Source organism: Bacillus sp. D48C (genome assembly GCF_053345735.1).
Genome location: NZ_JBKFAQ010000002.1, coordinates 719,954 through 737,801, shown reverse-complemented (window position 1 = coordinate 737,801; position 17,848 = coordinate 719,954). Strand labels below are relative to the sequence as shown.

General features: G+C 34.2%; 17 protein-coding genes and 1 pseudogene. 15 read left to right on the top strand and 3 right to left on the bottom strand.

Annotation, left to right across the window (positions count from 1 at the left end; all coding sequences use genetic code 11):
• Positions 1-12: 12 nt before the first annotated feature.
• Entirely contained in the window at positions 13-579 is a 567-nt protein-coding gene (locus tag ACLBXA_RS08845; protein WP_000855216.1) for an SGNH/GDSL hydrolase family protein, read from the top strand.
• 367 nt (positions 580-946) lie between these two features.
• Positions 947-2,323 carry a S8 family peptidase gene (locus ACLBXA_RS08840; protein WP_000787690.1) on the top strand — a complete coding sequence of 459 codons (1,377 nt, stop codon included), beginning with the start codon at positions 947-949 and terminating at the stop codon, positions 2,321-2,323.
• A gap of 160 nt (positions 2,324-2,483) precedes the next feature.
• Here the strand turns inward: ACLBXA_RS08840 and ACLBXA_RS08835 are convergent, their stop codons facing one another.
• A complete protein-coding gene (locus ACLBXA_RS08835; RefSeq protein WP_000332040.1) occupies positions 2,484-2,900 on the bottom strand; it encodes an SRPBCC family protein in 417 nt (138 codons plus the stop codon).
• 232 nt (positions 2,901-3,132) lie between these two features.
• Here ACLBXA_RS08835 and ACLBXA_RS08830 point away from each other — a divergent pair, with 232 nt between their 5' ends.
• Positions 3,133-4,194, top strand: a complete 1,062-nt coding sequence (locus ACLBXA_RS08830) for an oxidoreductase (RefSeq protein WP_000176645.1) — start codon at positions 3,133-3,135, stop codon at positions 4,192-4,194.
• A 32-nt stretch (positions 4,195-4,226) separates the two neighbouring features.
• A complete protein-coding gene (locus ACLBXA_RS08825) occupies positions 4,227-4,964 on the top strand; it encodes a GntR family transcriptional regulator (protein ID WP_000146279.1) in 738 nt (245 codons plus the stop codon).
• A gap of 76 nt (positions 4,965-5,040) precedes the next feature.
• Here the strand turns inward: ACLBXA_RS08825 and ACLBXA_RS08820 are convergent, their stop codons facing one another.
• The gene (locus ACLBXA_RS08820) at positions 5,041-5,385 is read right to left on the bottom strand and encodes a winged helix-turn-helix transcriptional regulator (RefSeq protein ID WP_000860826.1); all 345 of its coding nucleotides are present in this window, start codon (positions 5,383-5,385) and stop codon (positions 5,041-5,043) included.
• Positions 5,386-6,006: 621 nt separating this feature from the next.
• Here ACLBXA_RS08820 and spxA point away from each other — a divergent pair.
• From spxA to ACLBXA_RS08790, 6 genes are all read left to right on the top strand, one after another.
• Positions 6,007-6,402: a transcriptional regulator SpxA gene (gene spxA, locus ACLBXA_RS08815; protein WP_000236187.1), complete on the top strand. Its 396-nt coding sequence runs from the start codon at positions 6,007-6,009 to the stop codon at positions 6,400-6,402.
• 47 nt (positions 6,403-6,449) lie between these two features.
• Entirely contained in the window at positions 6,450-6,584 is a 135-nt protein-coding gene (locus tag ACLBXA_RS08810) for a BA3454 family stress response protein (RefSeq protein WP_000573532.1), read from the top strand.
• A 189-nt stretch (positions 6,585-6,773) separates the two neighbouring features.
• The gene (gene saiR, locus ACLBXA_RS08805) at positions 6,774-7,187 is read left to right on the top strand and encodes an Rrf2-family transcriptional regulator SaiR (RefSeq protein ID WP_098900343.1); all 414 of its coding nucleotides are present in this window, start codon (positions 6,774-6,776) and stop codon (positions 7,185-7,187) included.
• A gap of 128 nt (positions 7,188-7,315) precedes the next feature.
• Positions 7,316-7,648, top strand: coding sequence for an IDEAL domain-containing protein (locus ACLBXA_RS08800; protein ID WP_033669682.1), 333 nt, complete (start codon positions 7,316-7,318; stop codon positions 7,646-7,648).
• 72 nt (positions 7,649-7,720) lie between these two features.
• Positions 7,721-8,410, top strand: coding sequence for a DUF3888 domain-containing protein (locus ACLBXA_RS08795; protein ID WP_000702349.1), 690 nt, complete (start codon positions 7,721-7,723; stop codon positions 8,408-8,410).
• 957 nt (positions 8,411-9,367) lie between these two features.
• Entirely contained in the window at positions 9,368-10,687 is a 1,320-nt protein-coding gene (locus ACLBXA_RS08790; protein ID WP_001014191.1) for an aromatic amino acid transport family protein, read from the top strand.
• Between the two features lie 165 nt (positions 10,688-10,852).
• Here the strand turns inward: ACLBXA_RS08790 and ACLBXA_RS08785 are convergent.
• Positions 10,853-10,981, bottom strand: a pseudogene (locus ACLBXA_RS08785) (VOC family protein); the annotation flags it as partial.
• A 487-nt stretch (positions 10,982-11,468) separates the two neighbouring features.
• Between ACLBXA_RS08785 and ACLBXA_RS08780 the strand changes: the two are divergent.
• The 5 genes from ACLBXA_RS08780 to gnd all read left to right on the top strand — a co-directional run bounded on the left by ACLBXA_RS08780 (position 11,469) and on the right by gnd (position 17,800).
• On the top strand, positions 11,469-11,840 hold the full coding sequence (locus ACLBXA_RS08780) for a DUF1304 domain-containing protein (RefSeq protein ID WP_000402472.1): 372 nt from the start codon (positions 11,469-11,471) through the stop codon (positions 11,838-11,840).
• Between the two features lie 497 nt (positions 11,841-12,337).
• Positions 12,338-12,853, top strand: coding sequence for a heme-degrading domain-containing protein (locus tag ACLBXA_RS08775; RefSeq protein ID WP_141526675.1), 516 nt, complete (start codon positions 12,338-12,340; stop codon positions 12,851-12,853).
• Positions 12,854-13,275: 422 nt separating this feature from the next.
• Entirely contained in the window at positions 13,276-14,760 is a 1,485-nt protein-coding gene (gene zwf, locus ACLBXA_RS08770) for a glucose-6-phosphate dehydrogenase (RefSeq protein ID WP_000445329.1), read from the top strand.
• A 39-nt stretch (positions 14,761-14,799) separates the two neighbouring features.
• Entirely contained in the window at positions 14,800-16,794 is a 1,995-nt protein-coding gene (gene tkt, locus ACLBXA_RS08765; RefSeq protein ID WP_000068270.1) for a transketolase, read from the top strand.
• Positions 16,795-16,906: 112 nt separating this feature from the next.
• The gene (gene gnd, locus ACLBXA_RS08760; protein WP_001195925.1) at positions 16,907-17,800 is read left to right on the top strand and encodes a phosphogluconate dehydrogenase (NAD(+)-dependent, decarboxylating); all 894 of its coding nucleotides are present in this window, start codon (positions 16,907-16,909) and stop codon (positions 17,798-17,800) included.
• Positions 17,801-17,848 lie beyond the last annotated feature (48 nt).

The following is a 17,848-nucleotide window of genomic DNA, read 5'->3' as shown; positions in this document are numbered from 1 at the left end:
GAGAATAGCTTAATGAAAACGTTAGTATGCTTTGGAGATAGTATTACAGCTGATGAAACATTTTTTAATGGAATGCCGAGATTAACACCACGTTTGCAAGAGGTGTTTCCGAACTGGAAAATAGTGAATGCAGGTATTCCAGGTGATAATACATTTGATGCGTTAAATAGAATTGAAGAAGATGTAATATCATATAAACCAGATTTCGTAACAGTTTTTCTTGGTACGAATGATGCAGTCCCTTTTTCTCAAGTGTCATTACAAGCATATAAAGAAAACTTAGAGAAGATTGTGAACCAAATTTCATCAAATAAAGTACTACTGATTAGTCCTGCACCAGTTGATGAAGAAAGACAGCATAACAGAACAAATAGAGTACTTGGTCAGTATGCAGACGTGGTGGAGGAAGTGGCGAGGGAAACAGGAAGTTATTTTCTAAACGTATTCGCTGAAATGATTCAAGAACGGGATTATAAAAGATTTGTAGAAAATGATGAAAAAGATGGATTACACTTTGGACCAGAAGGTTATGAGTATGTAGCGAAGTTAATTGGTGAAAAGTTAAAAGGGATTTTATAAGGAGCAAAGCACTTAGTGTTTTGCTTTTTCTTATTTCTTTCGCAGTCCATAAACTTATTGATTGCTGTAATTTGGACAAACGTTTTGCATTTGTATGTGCGTAAAAGGCTAGTACTGTTTTAAAGTAATATAAATTTATTTTTTAAAATTTATATTTCGTAGTTGAAAATCAATAAAGGTGTAACTATAATAGTTACAGTAAGTTCGTTGTTTTGAAATGTACACATTGAATTACAAGAATGAAGGGAGTTTTTATGTAAATCAAAAAGTTATAAAAATCTATTAATTTTTATAATGAGATAAAATGTTTTTTGTTCGTACAAATTATTAAATATGTTATTTCTAATAGAAAACTAGAGGTGGAAAAATGAAAAATTTTAAGGGTATGTTGATATCATCACTTGCAATTACAACTTTTGCTGGGGTAGGTACGACATTTGTAACAAATACAGTACATGCTGCTAATAACGATTCTAGTAAAATACAAGTTCGTTCTAATAAGAGTATAAACACAACAACTGGCTCGAGAGGGCCTGTATTATCAGTCAATCCTTATGATGAACCTAGATTTTCGAGACAGGGATATCTTGAAGAGGCACCTTTAGGAATTAATGCTCCTTATGCTTGGGGAATTAAAGGAGGAAATGGTCAGGGAGCAACTTTTGTAGATTTGGAAGAAGGCTGGTTATTAAATCATGAAGATTTAGTCGGTCAAAATATTGAATTTATGTCTGGAAAAATGAGTAATGATCTTTCTCACGGTACTTCAGTTCTAGGTGTTGTTTCTGCAGCTGACAATGGAATTGGGAACATTGGGATTGCACCAAAAGCAAAGGCAAAAGTAATTTCAGTGATCCGAGATAATGGGAGAATCGATGTAAGAGATGCTATTTTAAGTGCCGTAGATTCTTTACAGGCTGGAGATGTTTTATTAATTGAAGAATCCTTTAAATATGATGGATATGGAGATGACCCTTTACCAGTCGAAGTGTATCCTAGTATATTTAACGCAATTCGCAAAGGGACAGATAAAGGCATTATTATTGTAGAAGCAGCTGGTAATGGTGGGATTGATTTAGATGAATTTAAAGACCGTAATGGTAAACAGATTTTAAATCGAAATAGTCCAGACTTTAAAGATTCAGGATCTATTATAGTTGGAGCATCTACTGCAAGAGTTCCTCATAAACGTTTAGCTTTCTCTAACTATGGTAGTAGAATTGATGTATATGGTTGGGGAGAATATGTTGATACATTAGATACATATCAAAATCAAAATAGTAAAGGACAAAAAATTACAGATCAGAACATAATTAATCGTTATACTCCTAATTTCCGTGGTACTTCTAGCGCTTCGCCTATAATTGCTGGGGCTGCTGTATCGATTCAAGGGATTGCTAAAGAACATTTAGGTAAGGCATATTCACCAAAAGAATTGAGAGCAATTTTAAGTAATCCAAATACAGGCACAAAGTCTAATAACCCATCATCTGATAAAATAGGGGTTTTACCAGATTTAAGGGCGATTTTGTCTAACCTTGGATATAATAGTGATTTGACTACCAATGATCCTATGGTATTTCCAGATAACATAGAAAAAAATGAAGGAAAAGAAAATTCAACTTTCGTATTTCCAGGTGAAGAAACAAAAAGAACAGGTGATAAAAATTCAACTGTAACCTTCCCAGAAGAAGATTTAAAACAAGAGGAAAAAGAAGAGGGATTAATTGTTTTTCCTGATTAATAAAAAAATACTACCTTCCATTTGGAGGTAGTATTTTTTATTTCTTGTCATTAACAAGCAGGCATGAAAGTTGTATTTGTTTATCTTTCATAATGAATTTAACCACAAAGTCGAATATTTGACTGTTAATTAACTTTTTCTTCTCAATCAATTATATTAATTAATCTAGAAATGCTTGCTGCAATGCTTTGAGCCCATCGCTGTATATACCATGGAACAGATTAATTGCCTCTTCATCACTAACTTCAACAGGAGTGAACGTACCAGACCACTCTACTAATGATGTGTTACTTTCAGCACCTTTTTTCACCCGGATTGTAGATAAATAATTAGTGACCGGGAACGGTGCATTCATGATTGAATACGTGTAGTAGCGTTCCTTATCATTGAATACTTCTAAGCGTTCTATAATTGTATCACCATCTGGATTAGCTAGATGACGTACACGACCGCCTTCAGTTAATTTACTACTAGGTATATAAGGTAACCAGTCTGGAAGGGAGTTGAAACCTCCGATTAATTGCCATACTTGTTCAGGTGATCCGAAAATTTCCATAGATATAGTAGTATATGCCATGTTCATTACGCTCCTTTTCATCCCGGTATTTACGGGTAAATAATCAGTAGGGGATAAACCGCCCCACTGATTAAAGTTTCACTTTATAGGTCCATAACTTATAGTGAGAATGAATTTTATCGTGGATTTTTTATTTGATATATAATTATAAAGTTAAAACTATATACTTTTAATGATTAAATTATATAATAAATATAGAAACGAAAATTTATGAGCAAGGAAGTTGAAAAATATGACATTAACAATGGGCTTTATTGGATTTGGAAAGTCAGCTAACCGCTATCACTTACCTTATGTAAACACACGTAATAATATAAAAATAAAAACGATTTTTGTACGTCAAATAAATGAAAAATTAGCGGCTCCATATAAGGAAAAAGGTGTTTACTTCACTACTGATTTGGATGAATTGTTGAATGACAAAGAAATTCAAGTGGTGACGGTCTGTACGCCAGCACATACGCATTACGAATTAGCGAAAAAAGTTATACTTGCTGGAAAGTCAGTTATCGTTGAAAAACCATTTTGCGATACAGTGGAACATGCGAAAGAATTATTAGCTTTAGGACGAGAAAAAGGTGTAGTAGTTATGCCTTATCAAAACCGCCGTTTTGATGGTGATTTTTTAGCTGTGAAGCAAGTAGTTGAACAAGGATTCCTTGGTGATATTATTGAGATTGAATCACATATTGATTATTTCCGTCCTGGTTCAATCACTCATGAAGCTCCAAAAGAAGAAGGTTCATTTTATAGTTTAGGTATTCATACGATGGACCGCATGATTTCACTATTCGGCCGTCCAGATACGGTGACATACGATATTCGTAATAATGAAATGGAAGGTGCGGTTGATAATTATTTCGATGTTGGTTTACATTACGGAAATCAGTTGAAGATTAAGCTGAAAACGAACCATGTCGTAGCAAAAGATTATCCACGCTTTATCGTCCATGGAACAAATGGATCATTTATTAAATATGGTGAAGATCAGCAGGAAAATGATTTGAAAGCGGGGATTATGCCTGAGAGTGCAGGGTTTGGTGAAGATTCACCGATGTACTATGGAGTTGCTAAATATCGTAATGCAAATGGTGACTGGATTGAAAAACAAATTAAAACGCCGCTTGGTGATTACGGTCGTTTCTATGATTCCGCGTATGAAACAATTATAAATGGTGCACCAAAACTTGTGAAAGACGAAGAAGCGGTAACGAATATTGAAATCTTAGAAAATGGATTTGCTGCCCCATCACCTTCAGTTTACAAACTTGAGGCTTTACATTTGAATGAATAGAAGAGAGTTTGCAGTATAAAGGAGGTATGAAAATGGCAAGCGGATCAACACAAGTAAAATACCTCGGCATTTATCAAAAGATTAAACAGCAAATTTTAGACGGTGAATATAAAATCAACGAAAAAATTCCGAGTAGCCCCGTCCTTGCTGAAGAATTTGGTGTTTCAGCCCTTACTATTAAGAAAGCGCTGGATCTATTAGTTAGAGATGGCTACATCATCCGCCGGCGCGGAAGCGGAACAGTGGTGCAAGATTGGCGTCAACAGGAAAAGGCACGAATGATTCAAACTTTAACGGGTACGAAAGCTGTATACGGCAGTGAGGTAGAAAGTAAAATTATCGAGTTTGCGATTGTTGGGGCTGATGAAGTAGTTGCTGAGAAATTGGGAGTTTCAATCGGTGATTTCGTCTATAAAATCATTCGCCTCCGCATCATTCACAGCATTCCGACGATTATGGAGCATACATGGATGCCAATTTCGGTTATCCCAGGTGTTGAGGCTTCTGTTTTAGAGGAGTCGATATACTCACATATTCAAAATAAACTTGGCCTTGAAGTAGGGACATCTGTTGTCAGGGTTAAAGGAATTCGCCCAGATGATAGGGAAAAGCAGTTTATGAACTTAACAAATCAGGATTTCCTAATGCGAGTTGAACAAGTAGCTTACTTAACGGATGGACGAACTTTTGAATATTCTTATGCAGATCATCTACCAGAAACCTTTGAGTTTGAAACAGTCATTACGGCAAAAAATTATAAAGAGACATAAAAAACGGTTGAGGCAAGTATTGTCTCAACCGTTTTTTTATCTTGGATAGAATTTACACATATAGTAGGAGCAGTTATTATTCATCGGCTGTAATCAGCATGGATGTGTTCCCGGTTTTTTCAAGATGAACTTCTCCCCAGGAACAGAGGGAATCGAGTATAGCTCCTAAAGACGAACCGTAATCGGTTAAAGAGTACTCTACTTTCGGTGGTACTTGGTCATATATTTTCCTTTGGATTACACCATCTTCTTCTAGTTCCCGTAATTGTTGCGTTAACATTTTTTGCGTAATACCAGGCATTAATCGTTTTAATTCACTCGTTCTTTTTGTCCCTTTTTTTAAATGACAAAGGATAACAACTTTCCACTTTCCGCCAATAACTTCTAAAGTCGCCTCTACAGGAATATTGTATGTTTTCATAAAAAAACTCCTTTGATGAATTTAGATTATAGTTTTGAGCCTAAATACGTTGTAATACTAAAATTATTTCTTTGTAGTGCCGATAACACTTTAAAGTACGTACTATTTATTGTGCGAAATGTCGTTCATAATAACTGATGTAAGAGAGAAGTAAGCAGAACTGCACTTTAAAGTGTATATATTACTTTTTAGTACCTATAACACTTTAAAGTACGTACTTTTTATTATGTTAAATATATTCCATAATAGCACTTGTAAGCAAGAAATGAATAAAATGTGCTTTGAAGTGCATTTGAGATTGGTTAGCTGTAATACTATGAGGACATTCATACAAAAGAAAACGATTTGTTGCGTTACAATAATTAATCCAAGACTTAACAGTTGATTAATCGAACTGTAAAGTTTAAAATTACAGTAAGATTTTTAGAAGTGAGTTGTCATCGTCTGTAAAATGTAGTTTCAACAATGTTATAGAAGAAGCATTTTGAAAAGAAATGAATAGTAGAGATAAACGAAACATTACGTGAATTTGATTCTAAACTGTAATTTTTTTTAATACATTTCAATAACCGATATGTAAAATGTACGTTTGATAAAAAACATTAAAGGAGTGAGTTAAATATGGTAATTCTATATACAACAGCAAGCTGTGCTTCATGCCGAAAAGCGAAAGCATGGCTTGAAGAGCATCAAATTGATTATATTGAAAAAAACATCGTATCAAATTCTATGACAGTTGATGAGCTTAAAGCAATTCTTCGTTTAACTGAAGAGGGGGCTAATGAAATTATTTCAACTAGATCCAAAACTTTTCAGGACTTAAATATAAATATTGAGGAGCTTTCGCTTAATGAATTTTATAAATTAATAATCGAGTATCCACTAATGTTGCGTCGCCCAATTATGCTGGATGAGAAAAGATTACAGATTGGTTTTAATGATGAAGAAATTCGCAAGTTTTTACCACGTAGCGTTCGAACATTTTTAAACATTGAACTGCAAAAATTGGCCAATTAATAAGTAATATTTTTTAGAAAAAGTTTTTTGAAAGGAGGAAGCAGAAGATGATTGAAGTATGTGTTACAGTTAATTATAATGATAGAAATTATCAAACAAATGTTATTGTGAGTAAAGATACGATTTGGACAAAAATTAAACAACTGGCAGAAGAACAAGTGAAGAAACAGTGGAGTGTTTAATTTTATTTTCAACTTAAAAAGCTAAATGAAGTTATCGGATATAGGCCAGACCGGATAGAATATAAAGGAATTAATTTTTTATGGTAAGAAGTATTCTATATGTTTTAACGTTCTAACCTATCTGTAATATTTATGGCTACAGTATGTTAATATATGAGAAACAATATTTTTAATCGTAGGAGGAAAACAATGAACAGCGACTTTACCTTGGCCATTCACAGTTTAACTTATTTAGCTTTACAGCCAGGCCGGATGTCAACAAGTAATGCTATTTCAGAAAGTGCAGGTGTACATCCAGTACGTATTCGTAAAGTACTAAGTTTGTTAAAAAAACATAAGTTTATACAATCAAAAGAGGGAACTGGTGGAGGCTTTATTTTCGCTCGCGATTTAGGTGAAGTTAATCTTTGGCATATTTATCAGATAACCTCTGAAGGTGCTTTGCAGCCGAAGTGTCCGGAATCAAACGATCAGTGTGTTGTAGGTTCGAACATGCGAAAAGTTCTTTTTGCTATTTTCTTAGGTGCTGAAGAACATCTAGGTGAATACTTAAAGAATTATACAATGAAAGAAGTTGTTGACCTTATTAATCAAGAGCGTTAAGCGGCTTAATTATTATATAGCCGTGAGTTCTTAACACATAAATGTAATGAAAAATATTACAGTTAAATTTATTTTTTTATGTTGTTTATCGTCACTAAAAATAATTTGTAGGAAGGTGAAAGAGTATGATGTCAAAGCATAATCCTGTTTTAAAAGTAGGCGATTGGGTTCGAGGAATATCAGTAGAGGGTGAATTAATACTTGGTTATATTGAATCATTTGATAATGTAGGGGAAGTAGTTAAGGTTAATGTTGTGAAATGTGACAACAGAGATACAATAAATAAAACAATGTCCTTTTTAAGTAAACATGTAAAAAAACTCCCTGAATCAAAGGCAATAAATAAGGAACAAATTCTTTACCTTATAGACCTTGCATTATTAACAGGAGACGAAGAATGGTTTATCGGACTTTCTTCAAAATTAAACTCGATAAACGAGCTAGTTAATGGGGGAGTTTAATTTTTTAGCTTATACCCTAATCAATAATATCCTTTCTTTTGTTGCATCTTAATAAAAGAGGGGATGGATGTTATGAAAATAAGATTAACAATGGTTAGCATCATATGTCTGTTTATTTTTTTATTACCCTGCATTTCTGCTCAAGCAATTGTAAAAAAGGAAAATGATATAAACAGAAATTTTGGCATAGATTTAACTGGTTATAAACTTTATTCGTTTGGTGAATTTAACCAATTAGATTATAAGATAACACCACTTACTCAGTTGTTTTTAGGAATAGTGCAAACAGAAGGTGAGTGGATTAATGAACCACGATTATATATTAAGGGAAATAAAGGTTATTTTCATCTTTTGAAAGCGGACGGTACGAATGTTCTTTATACCGTTGAAAAGAGCGGGGATTTTTGGAGAATTATAGATGTAAAAAGAAAGAAAATCAGCAGAATAACTGTATCAAAACAGCTTTTAAAAGAAGTAGTAATTGAGCTCTTATTGGAGCCAATAAGTAAAGAGGTTGAAAACTATTATAAGGAACCAAAACTTTGGTATCGAGGTTCTGAAAAAATACTTGAAATAAAAAAAGATACAACAAACTATACTTTTTATGTAACTGTTCAAATTCAAACTTTTGAGGGTGCACACAACCCGCCTTATGGAGAGGACACAATTACTTTTCGCATAAAAGGAAATGATCTAAAAACGATTCATTATAAACATAGAGATATTCCTGAAGAAGAGTCGAACAAACTACAATTAAGATAACATTGAAGTGATTTGTTTGTGCATCCTTGATAATGATAATTATGTAAATGAGCTGTCCATATGGGGCAGCTTTTTTGTTTTTTTACTCAGTGTATCTTTTTAAAATGTATATGAATTCAATATTAATAATATATATCCTAAAATTTGGTTTTTTTATTTTGGAATTTTTTCTTTTTACCTACATTAATTATTTATTAGAATATCTTTTATGTTTAAAATGAAATTTTTTGATAAAGGGGATATAAGTATCTTTATAATGAGTAACCTAGAAAAACAATGTATTATTGTATTTTTTTACTAACTAATTCAGCTTTAAGCGATAAAAACAATGGCTACATGCTAACTGTAAAATATTATCCATATAAAATTATTCACCTTTAATATTTCTGAAAATATAAAAATATTAATTTTATAAATATACACGTTATAATGAGGGCGTCGAGAGAATTTTTATTATCTCTGGAGAAAATATAAAAAATGCGATTACTAGTAAGAAAGGTGTGTGATTAGAGGCGAAATGTATGTAAAGTGCTTCAGTGGCTTGTGTAAGCAATATCATCAGTGCTGCCGAAGTTATTAAAGTAATGTATAGAATTGAGAAAGAAATGCCTCGCAAATTAAGAGAGGCCGGTTTAGCTAAAATTACTGTTAAAAGTAAAAAAAGAGAAACCATTAAAGTAATACACTGTTATTAGAAATGTTGCAACGTATTTATGAAGTCTATTCTATATTGTTCTCTTAAGAGGTCTTTATATAAAGAGCGGATATTACGAGTAAACTTTTTTGTGAACGCTAACAATTATATTAGGACGCTAACTAGCGAATGTTTCAATTTGGATTCATTATGATGAAGGACATACAAAGTGGGGCAACTTGTAAGGAATTCATTTTCCGAAAAGGGAATATTTGTTAGGTACAAAGAGAGATGTAGGAATAGATACAAGGGGGAGTTATTATATGAACGGGAATACTGCAAAGAAAATAGAAGTTCAAGCTGAAAATACCGCACGAAAAAATGAGCAATATGCAGATCCGAAAAAGTGGCATAAGCAGGATACTACATGGGCACTCAGTCTATTTGGAACTGCAATTGGAGCAGGGGTGCTCTTTTTACCGATTAATGCAGGTTCAGGTGGTTTATTATCTTTACTACTAATTACATTACTTGCATATCCAGTTATGTACTACTCACATAGGGCGCTTGCTAAAATGATATACGCTTCTAATTCTGCTGATGAGGGGATCACAGGTACAATTAGAGAGTATTTCGGAAATAAAGCGAGTATCATTTTTAACATCGTATATTTCAGTTCAATTTATACAATCGTACTAATGTATTCGGTTGCGCTTACAAATACTGCAAGTAGTTTTATCGTGCATCAATTGCACATGCCAGAACCTCCAAGGGCTATTTTATCACTTGTATTAGTTCTTGGTCTTATCGCTATACTAAATTTTGGTCAAGATATTACTGTAAAGGTAATGAGTATGTTAGTGTATCCTTTCATAGTTTCTCTACTTTTTATCGCAATATCTTTAATTCCACAGTGGAATACGTCAATGCTTAGCTTTTCAGCTGTTTCAACTGCTTCAACAGGAACAGGCTATTTTGGGACGATATTGATGATTCTACCAATCATCGTATTCTCATTTAATCATTCACCTATGATTTCATCATTTGTTGTGAAACAGAGAGCTACGTATGGAATCGAAGCCACTGATGCTAAATGTGCGCAAATACAAAAGGTTTGTTATATCATGACATTCGCTGTTGTTATGTTCTTCGTTTGGAGTAGCGCATTGAGCTTGACTCCAGATGATATAAAAATGGCAAAAGAACAAAACTTATCAATTCTTTCATATCTTGCTAATGAGCTTAATTCGCCTGTAATCACGATTGCAGCTCCAATTATTGCTTTTGTGGCTATTACAAAGTCTTTCCTTGGCCATTATATAGGAGCATTTGAAGTAATGCGTGACATGATTATTAAGTTCGGTAAATCACGTGGAAAAGATATTGAAGAAAAAACAATTAAGACAGTAATCCTTACTTTTGTTGTATTATCATGCTGGTTTGTTGCTTATACAAATCCAAGTATTCTTGGACTTATTGATTCTCTAAGCGGTCCATTAGTTGCTGCTATCTTATGTCTATTACCGATGTATGCGATTCAAAAAGTGCCAGTACTAGCTAAATACAAAGGGAAAATGAGCAACGTATTTGTTATTATTGTAGGTGTACTTACTGTCTTAGCAAGTATTAAGTCATTATTCTAATTCACTATTATTGGTATTAGTGTAAAAATAGTTAACATGAAAAACTTTTTGGACAAACTTCTCACATTGGAGAGTTTGTCCTTTTTTAGTCATTCTATCAACTTGCCGACAAACAAGCCACCTTCCAGGCAGAAGGTGGCTTGTTTCGGTATTAATTTATTTTAACTATTCATGTCTGAATGGCCCTTTTGGAGCAATTAGCTCTAAATTAGTACCATCTGGATCGGGGAAGTAGGCAACTCCTGTACCAAATCCAGATTTCTAGCCGTCTTCTTGAAAGATAATTGGTTCGTCATATGGTGCTATCCTATGCCCATCAAGCTAACAAAATGGATTGCCTCTGAAACAAAAAATGATTTTTATTACTATAAAAAACGTAAAGTATCTGTTTTTAGAAAAAAATAATTTTTATAAATTGATGGAGATATAACTCAATTCTTTTATATATTTAGTTAAATATGATTGTCAGAATGAACCTAAAGTAATTATGATTTCTAGAAATACGAACTGATGTTTTGAATTGGTTTAAAGTTGCTGGAACAAAATAAAACCAATTGAGCAAAAAAACTTGCAAAAATAAAAAGAGAGATGTATATTAATTGATGTATCAATAATTGATACATCAATTAATATTTTGACAAGAAAGAAAAGGAACATTTTATGAAGGAAATGTTCGTAAATATCAGTGGAGAAGAACGCAAAATACTTATTCATGTTCTATTATAGATACAAAAAAATGTAGAGAATATTAAAGAATAGAGAGTGTAGGGGGCAGAATAGTGTGGAAATAATCGCAGCTATTTTAGTCGGGATCGTAGCATTAGAACATTTATTTATCATGATCCTTGAAATGTTTTTTATTGATTCAAAAGTAGCGAAACGTGCTTTCAAATTACCGAAGCATTTAGAAGGAGATCGAAACGTAGCCATTATGTTTGCAAACCAAGGTTTATATAATGGATTTTTAGCGGCTGGTCTCATTTGGGGACTTGTACTTGGGCTCAATCCAATTGGTTATATGGTCCAATTATTTTTCGTGATTTGTGTGGTGATAGCAGCTATTTTCGGAGGTTTCACATCTAATAAATCAATTATTGTGAAACAAGGACTTCCAGCTGTTTTAGCACTAGTTGCTCTTTTATGTATGATATAGAATCAAAGTTTCTCAATAAAAGAACTCATTTTTGAAAAAATACGCTATTCTTTCTTTAGAATTATAGGAAAGGATAGCGTTTTTGTATGTCTATTTCTATATGTAGTGAATTACAACTATTCCTTCAAGGGATTCAACTGCTTTTCAGCTTTTGGATATATTTTCATCCATCTTTGTTTCCTCCTATTGTTGGATAGTGTAATAATTGATAAAAATTTTGATGAAATTGGATTATAATGATTGATCAAAAAAGCTAGTGATTAAAAATATTATTCTTTAGTACATACATTTTTAAGATGTTAAATATATTTCATAATAGTCTCTGTAAGATAAGGGTAACTAGAATAGTACTTTTTATAACTTTGAATATCATTCATAATAGCACCAGTAAGAAGAAAACAAGCTTTACGGTACTAGTCACCAAAGATGTTACAGTAGTTTATTTAGAATCAGATTGATTGAAAGGTTGTACTATATGGCCTAATAATTTCGAAAAAATGTCGGTGTGGCATAAAACAATTATGGAGGTTAAAGATATGAGTACTTCAAATTTGAATGAAATAAGTAAACGAATTTTAATAGAGGAGGAAACACTTCAATTTTCCTCTTTTACAAATGAAGATGCACTGCAACTAGGTTTATTTATCGTTGAAACAGCGAAGAAAGAGGGGAAATTGATTGCTGCTGATATAACGAAAAACGGTGTGCAATTGTTTCATTTCAAAATGACAGGGACAAATGAGGAAAATACGAAATGGATTGAGCGTAAAAAACGAGTCGTTTCTCTGCATGATCATAGCTCGTATTATATGCAGATACAAAGTGAAATAACTGGAATCTCATATAATGAAAAATATCTTTTAGATACTTCGGAATATGCTGCGTTTGGTGGCTGCTTTCCTATCAGAATAAAAGACGTAGGGGTTATTGGAATGATAACAGTTTCGGGATTACCACCAGAAGAAGATCACGAATTGGTTATAAGAGCAGTTAAGAATCATCTGAAGCAATAATAAAAAGGCCAAAACGAACAAGAATATGTTCATTTTGGCCTTTTTATTATTCATTTCATGTAATGAACATAGATCTAATCTTTTTCTAATAAATACATGAGTACTAAAAGATATTAGGGAATGAAGAATCTTTAATCCGAGACACTTTTCTTGACGATGATAATTTATGTAGTTAATATGATAGATATAAAATAACTTAATTACTTTTAATAATTAAATTATTTTATATAAGTTATAGTAATTAAGTAGTATGTGGTAAAAATGCTTTGAATTGCCACTATTAATATTGGGGACAATGAGAAAGCGACAAATATAAAAAATTTGAAGTTAAGAAGCAAGAGTGAATCAACAATGATAGTAGCTTCTGTACAATGCATTTTTACTATAGTGACAATGACTATACATCACGAGGGGGACTGAACTTGGAATCAATGACCTTTGTTTTATTTGGAGCGACAGGGGACTTAGCAAAACGCAAAATTTACCCCGCGCTATATAACTTATATAGAGATCAAAAGCTTCCAAAGCAAATATCTGTTATCGGGCTTGGAAGACGTGAAGTGTCTCATATAGATTTTCAAAAAAGAATAAAAGAATCAATAGAGACGTTTTCTCGTCAGAGGGAAGAAGGTACTCCGGAACTCGAAGGTTTTTTAGATAATTTTCGCTATTGTCCATTAGATGTGAGTAAACCGGAAGACTATGAGAGGTTATTACAAGTCGTTCGTGAAAGGGAAGAGGAACTACATATAAAAGGTAATAGAATGTTCTATCTTTCAGTTGCTCCTGAATTTTTCGAGACCATTGCTTTAAATATTAAGGAAAGCGGACTCGATAAAACAGATGGATGGAAACGCCTGATGATTGAGAAACCGTTTGGGCACGACCTTACATCTGCTCGTGAGCTTAATGATAAGCTTAGTCGCACGTTTGAAGAAGACGAGATATACCGTATTGATCACTATTTAGGTAAACCGATGATTCAAAACCTTGAAGCACTAGAATTTGCAAATCCTGTTCTCCAATCGATTTGGAACAAAGAACATATAGCAAATGTACAAATTACAGCTAGTGAAACAGTTGGGGTTGAAGAAAGAGCCGGATATTATGATCATGCAGGAGCCATTCGAGATATGGTTCAAAATCATATGTTACAAATATTAATGATGACTGCTATGAATCTGCCGGAAAAGGTTAATGCGTGTGAAATTCGAGAGGAAAAACGAAAAGTAATGGAGACGCTTCGTAAAGTGAAAAAAGAAGACGTTCAAAGCCATATCATTCGCGGTCAATACTCTTCAGGAGAGATAAAAGGCGGGCAAGTTGTAGCGTATAAAGAGGAGCCAGGAGTAAATCCTTCTTCTAACATAGACACATTTGTTGCTGCTCGTTTGTGGATCGATAATCCATTTTGGACTGGCGTTCCCTTCTATATACGAACAGGAAAACGAATGAAAGAAAAGTCTACTCGTATTGTAATTGAATTTAAAAATACGTTAAAACAGCAATATCAAGATAATAATCCAAATGCAGCACCTAACTTATTAATAATTGAAATTAGCCCAGGTGAGAATGTTTCATTACAGTTAAATAGTAAAAATCCATTGAAAAATGGAGAGATTGAACCGATGCGTATTAACTTTACTTGCGAGCAAGTGGATGTGGGAGTACCTGAAGCGTATGAAAGACTCATTCATGATGCGGTGAGTGGAGACGCTACATTCTTTGCACATTGGAGAGAAGTTGAATTGTCATGGGAATGGGTACAACCAATTCTTGAAGCGTTCGAGGAAAACTTATTACCGCTTCATGAATATGAGTCTGGTTCATATGGTCCAGAAGCGTCTAATGAACTGTTGCAAGAAAGTGGATTTAAATGGTGGTTAGATCAAGAGACGGAAAAATAAGTACTTTCTTTCATGAAAGCATTTAGGGGGACGATTACTATGGCACAAAACATAAATCAATTAGCAGTGAATACACTTCGTACGTTATCGATTGATGCTATTAATGCGGCAAACTCAGGTCATCCAGGTCTTCCGATGGGAGCAGCACCAATGGCATATGCATTATGGGCGAATCATTTAAATTACAATCCTAATCACCCAGAATGGTTTAACCGTGATCGTTTCGTTTTATCGGCAGGACATGGATCTAGTCTGTTATATAGCCTACTTCATTTAGCTGGATATGACGTTTCAATTGATGACTTGAAAAACTTCAGAAAGTTAAATAGTAAAACACCAGGACATCCTGAGTTTGGGCATACTCCTGGAGTTGAAGCGACTACAGGCCCGTTAGGACAAGGGATTGCTAATGCTGTCGGAATGGCAATGGCAGAAGCTCATTTAGCAGCGAAGTTTAATAAGGATGGTCACTCTATTATAGATCACAATACGTATGCTTTAGTCGGAGATGGTGACTTAATGGAGGGTGTCGCTTATGAAGCGATGTCAATGGCAGGACATATGAAACTTGGCAAGTTAATTGTACTGTATGATTCAAATGAAATTTCACTTGATGGTGAATTAGGCATTGCTTTCTCTGAAGATATTCAGAAAAGGGCAGAATCTGTACATTGGCAATATGTAAGAGTTGAAGATGGAACCGATGTCGATGCTATTACAAAAGCCATTACATTAGCGAAAGAAAATACGGATCAACCTACTCTTATAGAAATTAGAACCATTATAGGTTATGGAAGTCCAAAAGTTGCTGGAACGAATAAAGCACATGGTAATCCGCTTGGAGTAGAAGAAGCGACAGCGACAAAACAAGTGTATGGTTGGCACTATGAGGAAGACTTCTTTGTGCCTGAAGAAGTAACAGCTCATTTTAATGAACTGAAACAAAAAGGTATTGAAAAAGAGAACGAATGGAATGAGCAATTTAACGTATACAGAGAGTCAAACCCTGCACTAGCAGATGAATTAGAAAAAGCGATTACAGGTGAGGTTTTAATTGAAGCGAAAGACATTCTATCTTTTGATACTGAAAAAACAATTTCCACTCGTGTTGCAAGTGGGGAAGCTATTAATCATTATGTGAAATCGATTCCTTCTATTTTCGGTGGAAGTGCGGATCTTTCTCATTCTACGATGACAGATATAAAAGGTGAAGCAGTATATGCAGTAGAATCATATGCTGGACGAAATATATACTTCGGTGTACGTGAACATGCAATGGGCGCGGCAGCGAATGGACTGGCTCTCCATGGAGGAGTAAAACCTTTCGTAAGTACATTCTTTGTATTTAATGATTACCTTCGTCCATCGATTCGACTGGCTGCACTGCAAAAGTTACCTGTTACTTACGTATTTACACATGATTCGATTGCTGTAGGAGAAGATGGCCCAACGCATGAACCAATTGAACAATTGGCAGCGCTTCGAGCAATTCCTGGTCTAACAGTTATCCGTCCGTCAGATGCAAATGAAACAGCAAGTGCTTGGGCGTATGCTTTACAGCAAACGGATGGTCCAGTCGTTTTAGTACTGAGCCGTCAAAATTTACCGGTGTTTAATGAAACGAAAGCGAACATAGAGAATCTCTCTAAAGGAGCTTACGTATTAACACAAACAAATGAAAATCCGGATGTAATTTTAATTGCGACAGGTTCTGAAGTATCCTTAGCTGCTAGTGCGAAAGCAAAATTAGAAGAAGAACAAGTTTCTGTTCGCATCGTTGCAATGCCGAGCTGGGAGTTATTCGATCGCCAATCGAACGAATATAAAGAATCCGTTCTTCCGTCTTCTGTAACGAAACGAGTATCTCTTGAGATGGGTGTATCTCTAGGTTGGGAACGTTATGTAGGACAAGAAGGAAAAGTACTATCAATTGAAACATTTGGAGCTTCAGGAACTGGAGCTGAAGTCATGAATCTATTTGGATTTACGACAGAAAATGTTGTTCAAATTACAAAAAATGTGTTGAATTCTTAAGCTATGACTGTGAATACCTTTCTGTACATACTAACATTTCAGTGCTGAAAGGTATTCCAGATTGTAGTGATATGGATTTTTAATAAAAGATGATTTGAGGAGGAATTATATTATGCAAGTAGGATTAATTGGGTTAGGTAAAATGGGATTAAATTTAGGGAAAAATTTAATGGATCATAAACATGAAGTAGTAGCATTTGATTTAAATACGAGCGCAGTAGAAGAAATGAAAGAGTACGGGGCAACGGGTACATCTAGTTTAAGTGAACTTGTTCAGTCATTACAATCACCAAGAATTCTTTGGGTAATGGTACCACACGCTGTTGTTGATTCTGTTATTGATGAGGTTACACCACTTTTATCAAAAGGAGATATTTTAATTGAAGCTGGTAATTCACATTATAAAGAGTCTATCCGCCGATATGAGCAATTAAAGAAAGATGGCATTCACTTTATGGATGCAGGAACTTCTGGCGGAATGGAAGGCGCTCGTAATGGTGCTTGTTACATGATCGGAGGAGATCAAGAAGCTTGGGACATCGTTGAACCTATCTTCCGCGATACTGCTGTAGAAAATGGATTCTTATATGCTGGAAAAGCTGGTAGTGGTCACTTCTTAAAAATGGTTCATAACGGAATTGAATACGGTATGATGGCTGCTATTGGTGAAGGATTTGAGATTCTAGAGAAAAGTGAATTTGACTACGATTATGAAAAAGTATCAAGAGTATGGAACAACGGTTCAGTCATTCGTTCTTGGTTAATGGAATTAACAGAAAATGCATTTTCTAAAGATGCAAAATTGGATGAGATTAAGGGTGTTATGCATTCTTCTGGTGAAGGAAAATGGACAGTAGAAACAGCATTAGACCTTCAAACAGCAACTCCTGTTATCGCAATGTCTCTATTAATGCGCTACCGCTCATTAGACAATGATACATTTACAGGAAAAGTTGTAGCAGCTCTGCGCAATGAATTTGGCGGACATGCAGTAGAAAAGAAATAAAGTGAAACTTTAATAAGTAGGGGCTTCATTCCACACCAATCGGGCTTT

Bases quoted from the DNA above. Each gene is read 5' to 3' on its own strand.
- ACLBXA_RS08845 (WP_000855216.1), top strand. From the start codon at position 13: ATGAAAACGTTAGTATGCTTTGGAGATAGTATTACAGCTGATGAAACA.
- ACLBXA_RS08840 (WP_000787690.1), top strand. From the start codon at position 947: ATGAAAAATTTTAAGGGTATGTTGATATCATCACTTGCAATTACAACT.
- ACLBXA_RS08835 (WP_000332040.1), bottom strand. From the start codon at position 2,900: ATGGCATATACTACTATATCTATGGAAATTTTCGGATCACCTGAACAA.
- ACLBXA_RS08830 (WP_000176645.1), top strand. From the start codon at position 3,133: ATGACATTAACAATGGGCTTTATTGGATTTGGAAAGTCAGCTAACCGC.
- ACLBXA_RS08825 (WP_000146279.1), top strand. From the start codon at position 4,227: ATGGCAAGCGGATCAACACAAGTAAAATACCTCGGCATTTATCAAAAG.
- ACLBXA_RS08820 (WP_000860826.1), bottom strand. From the start codon at position 5,385: ATGAAAACATACAATATTCCTGTAGAGGCGACTTTAGAAGTTATTGGC.
- spxA (WP_000236187.1), top strand. From the start codon at position 6,007: ATGGTAATTCTATATACAACAGCAAGCTGTGCTTCATGCCGAAAAGCG.
- ACLBXA_RS08810 (WP_000573532.1), top strand. From the start codon at position 6,450: ATGATTGAAGTATGTGTTACAGTTAATTATAATGATAGAAATTATCAA.
- saiR (WP_098900343.1), top strand. From the start codon at position 6,774: ATGAACAGCGACTTTACCTTGGCCATTCACAGTTTAACTTATTTAGCT.
- ACLBXA_RS08800 (WP_033669682.1), top strand. From the start codon at position 7,316: ATGTCAAAGCATAATCCTGTTTTAAAAGTAGGCGATTGGGTTCGAGGA.
- ACLBXA_RS08795 (WP_000702349.1), top strand. From the start codon at position 7,721: ATGAAAATAAGATTAACAATGGTTAGCATCATATGTCTGTTTATTTTT.
- ACLBXA_RS08790 (WP_001014191.1), top strand. From the start codon at position 9,368: ATGAACGGGAATACTGCAAAGAAAATAGAAGTTCAAGCTGAAAATACC.
- ACLBXA_RS08775 (WP_141526675.1), top strand. From the start codon at position 12,338: ATGTCGGTGTGGCATAAAACAATTATGGAGGTTAAAGATATGAGTACT.
- tkt (WP_000068270.1), top strand. From the start codon at position 14,800: ATGGCACAAAACATAAATCAATTAGCAGTGAATACACTTCGTACGTTA.
- gnd (WP_001195925.1), top strand. From the start codon at position 16,907: ATGCAAGTAGGATTAATTGGGTTAGGTAAAATGGGATTAAATTTAGGG.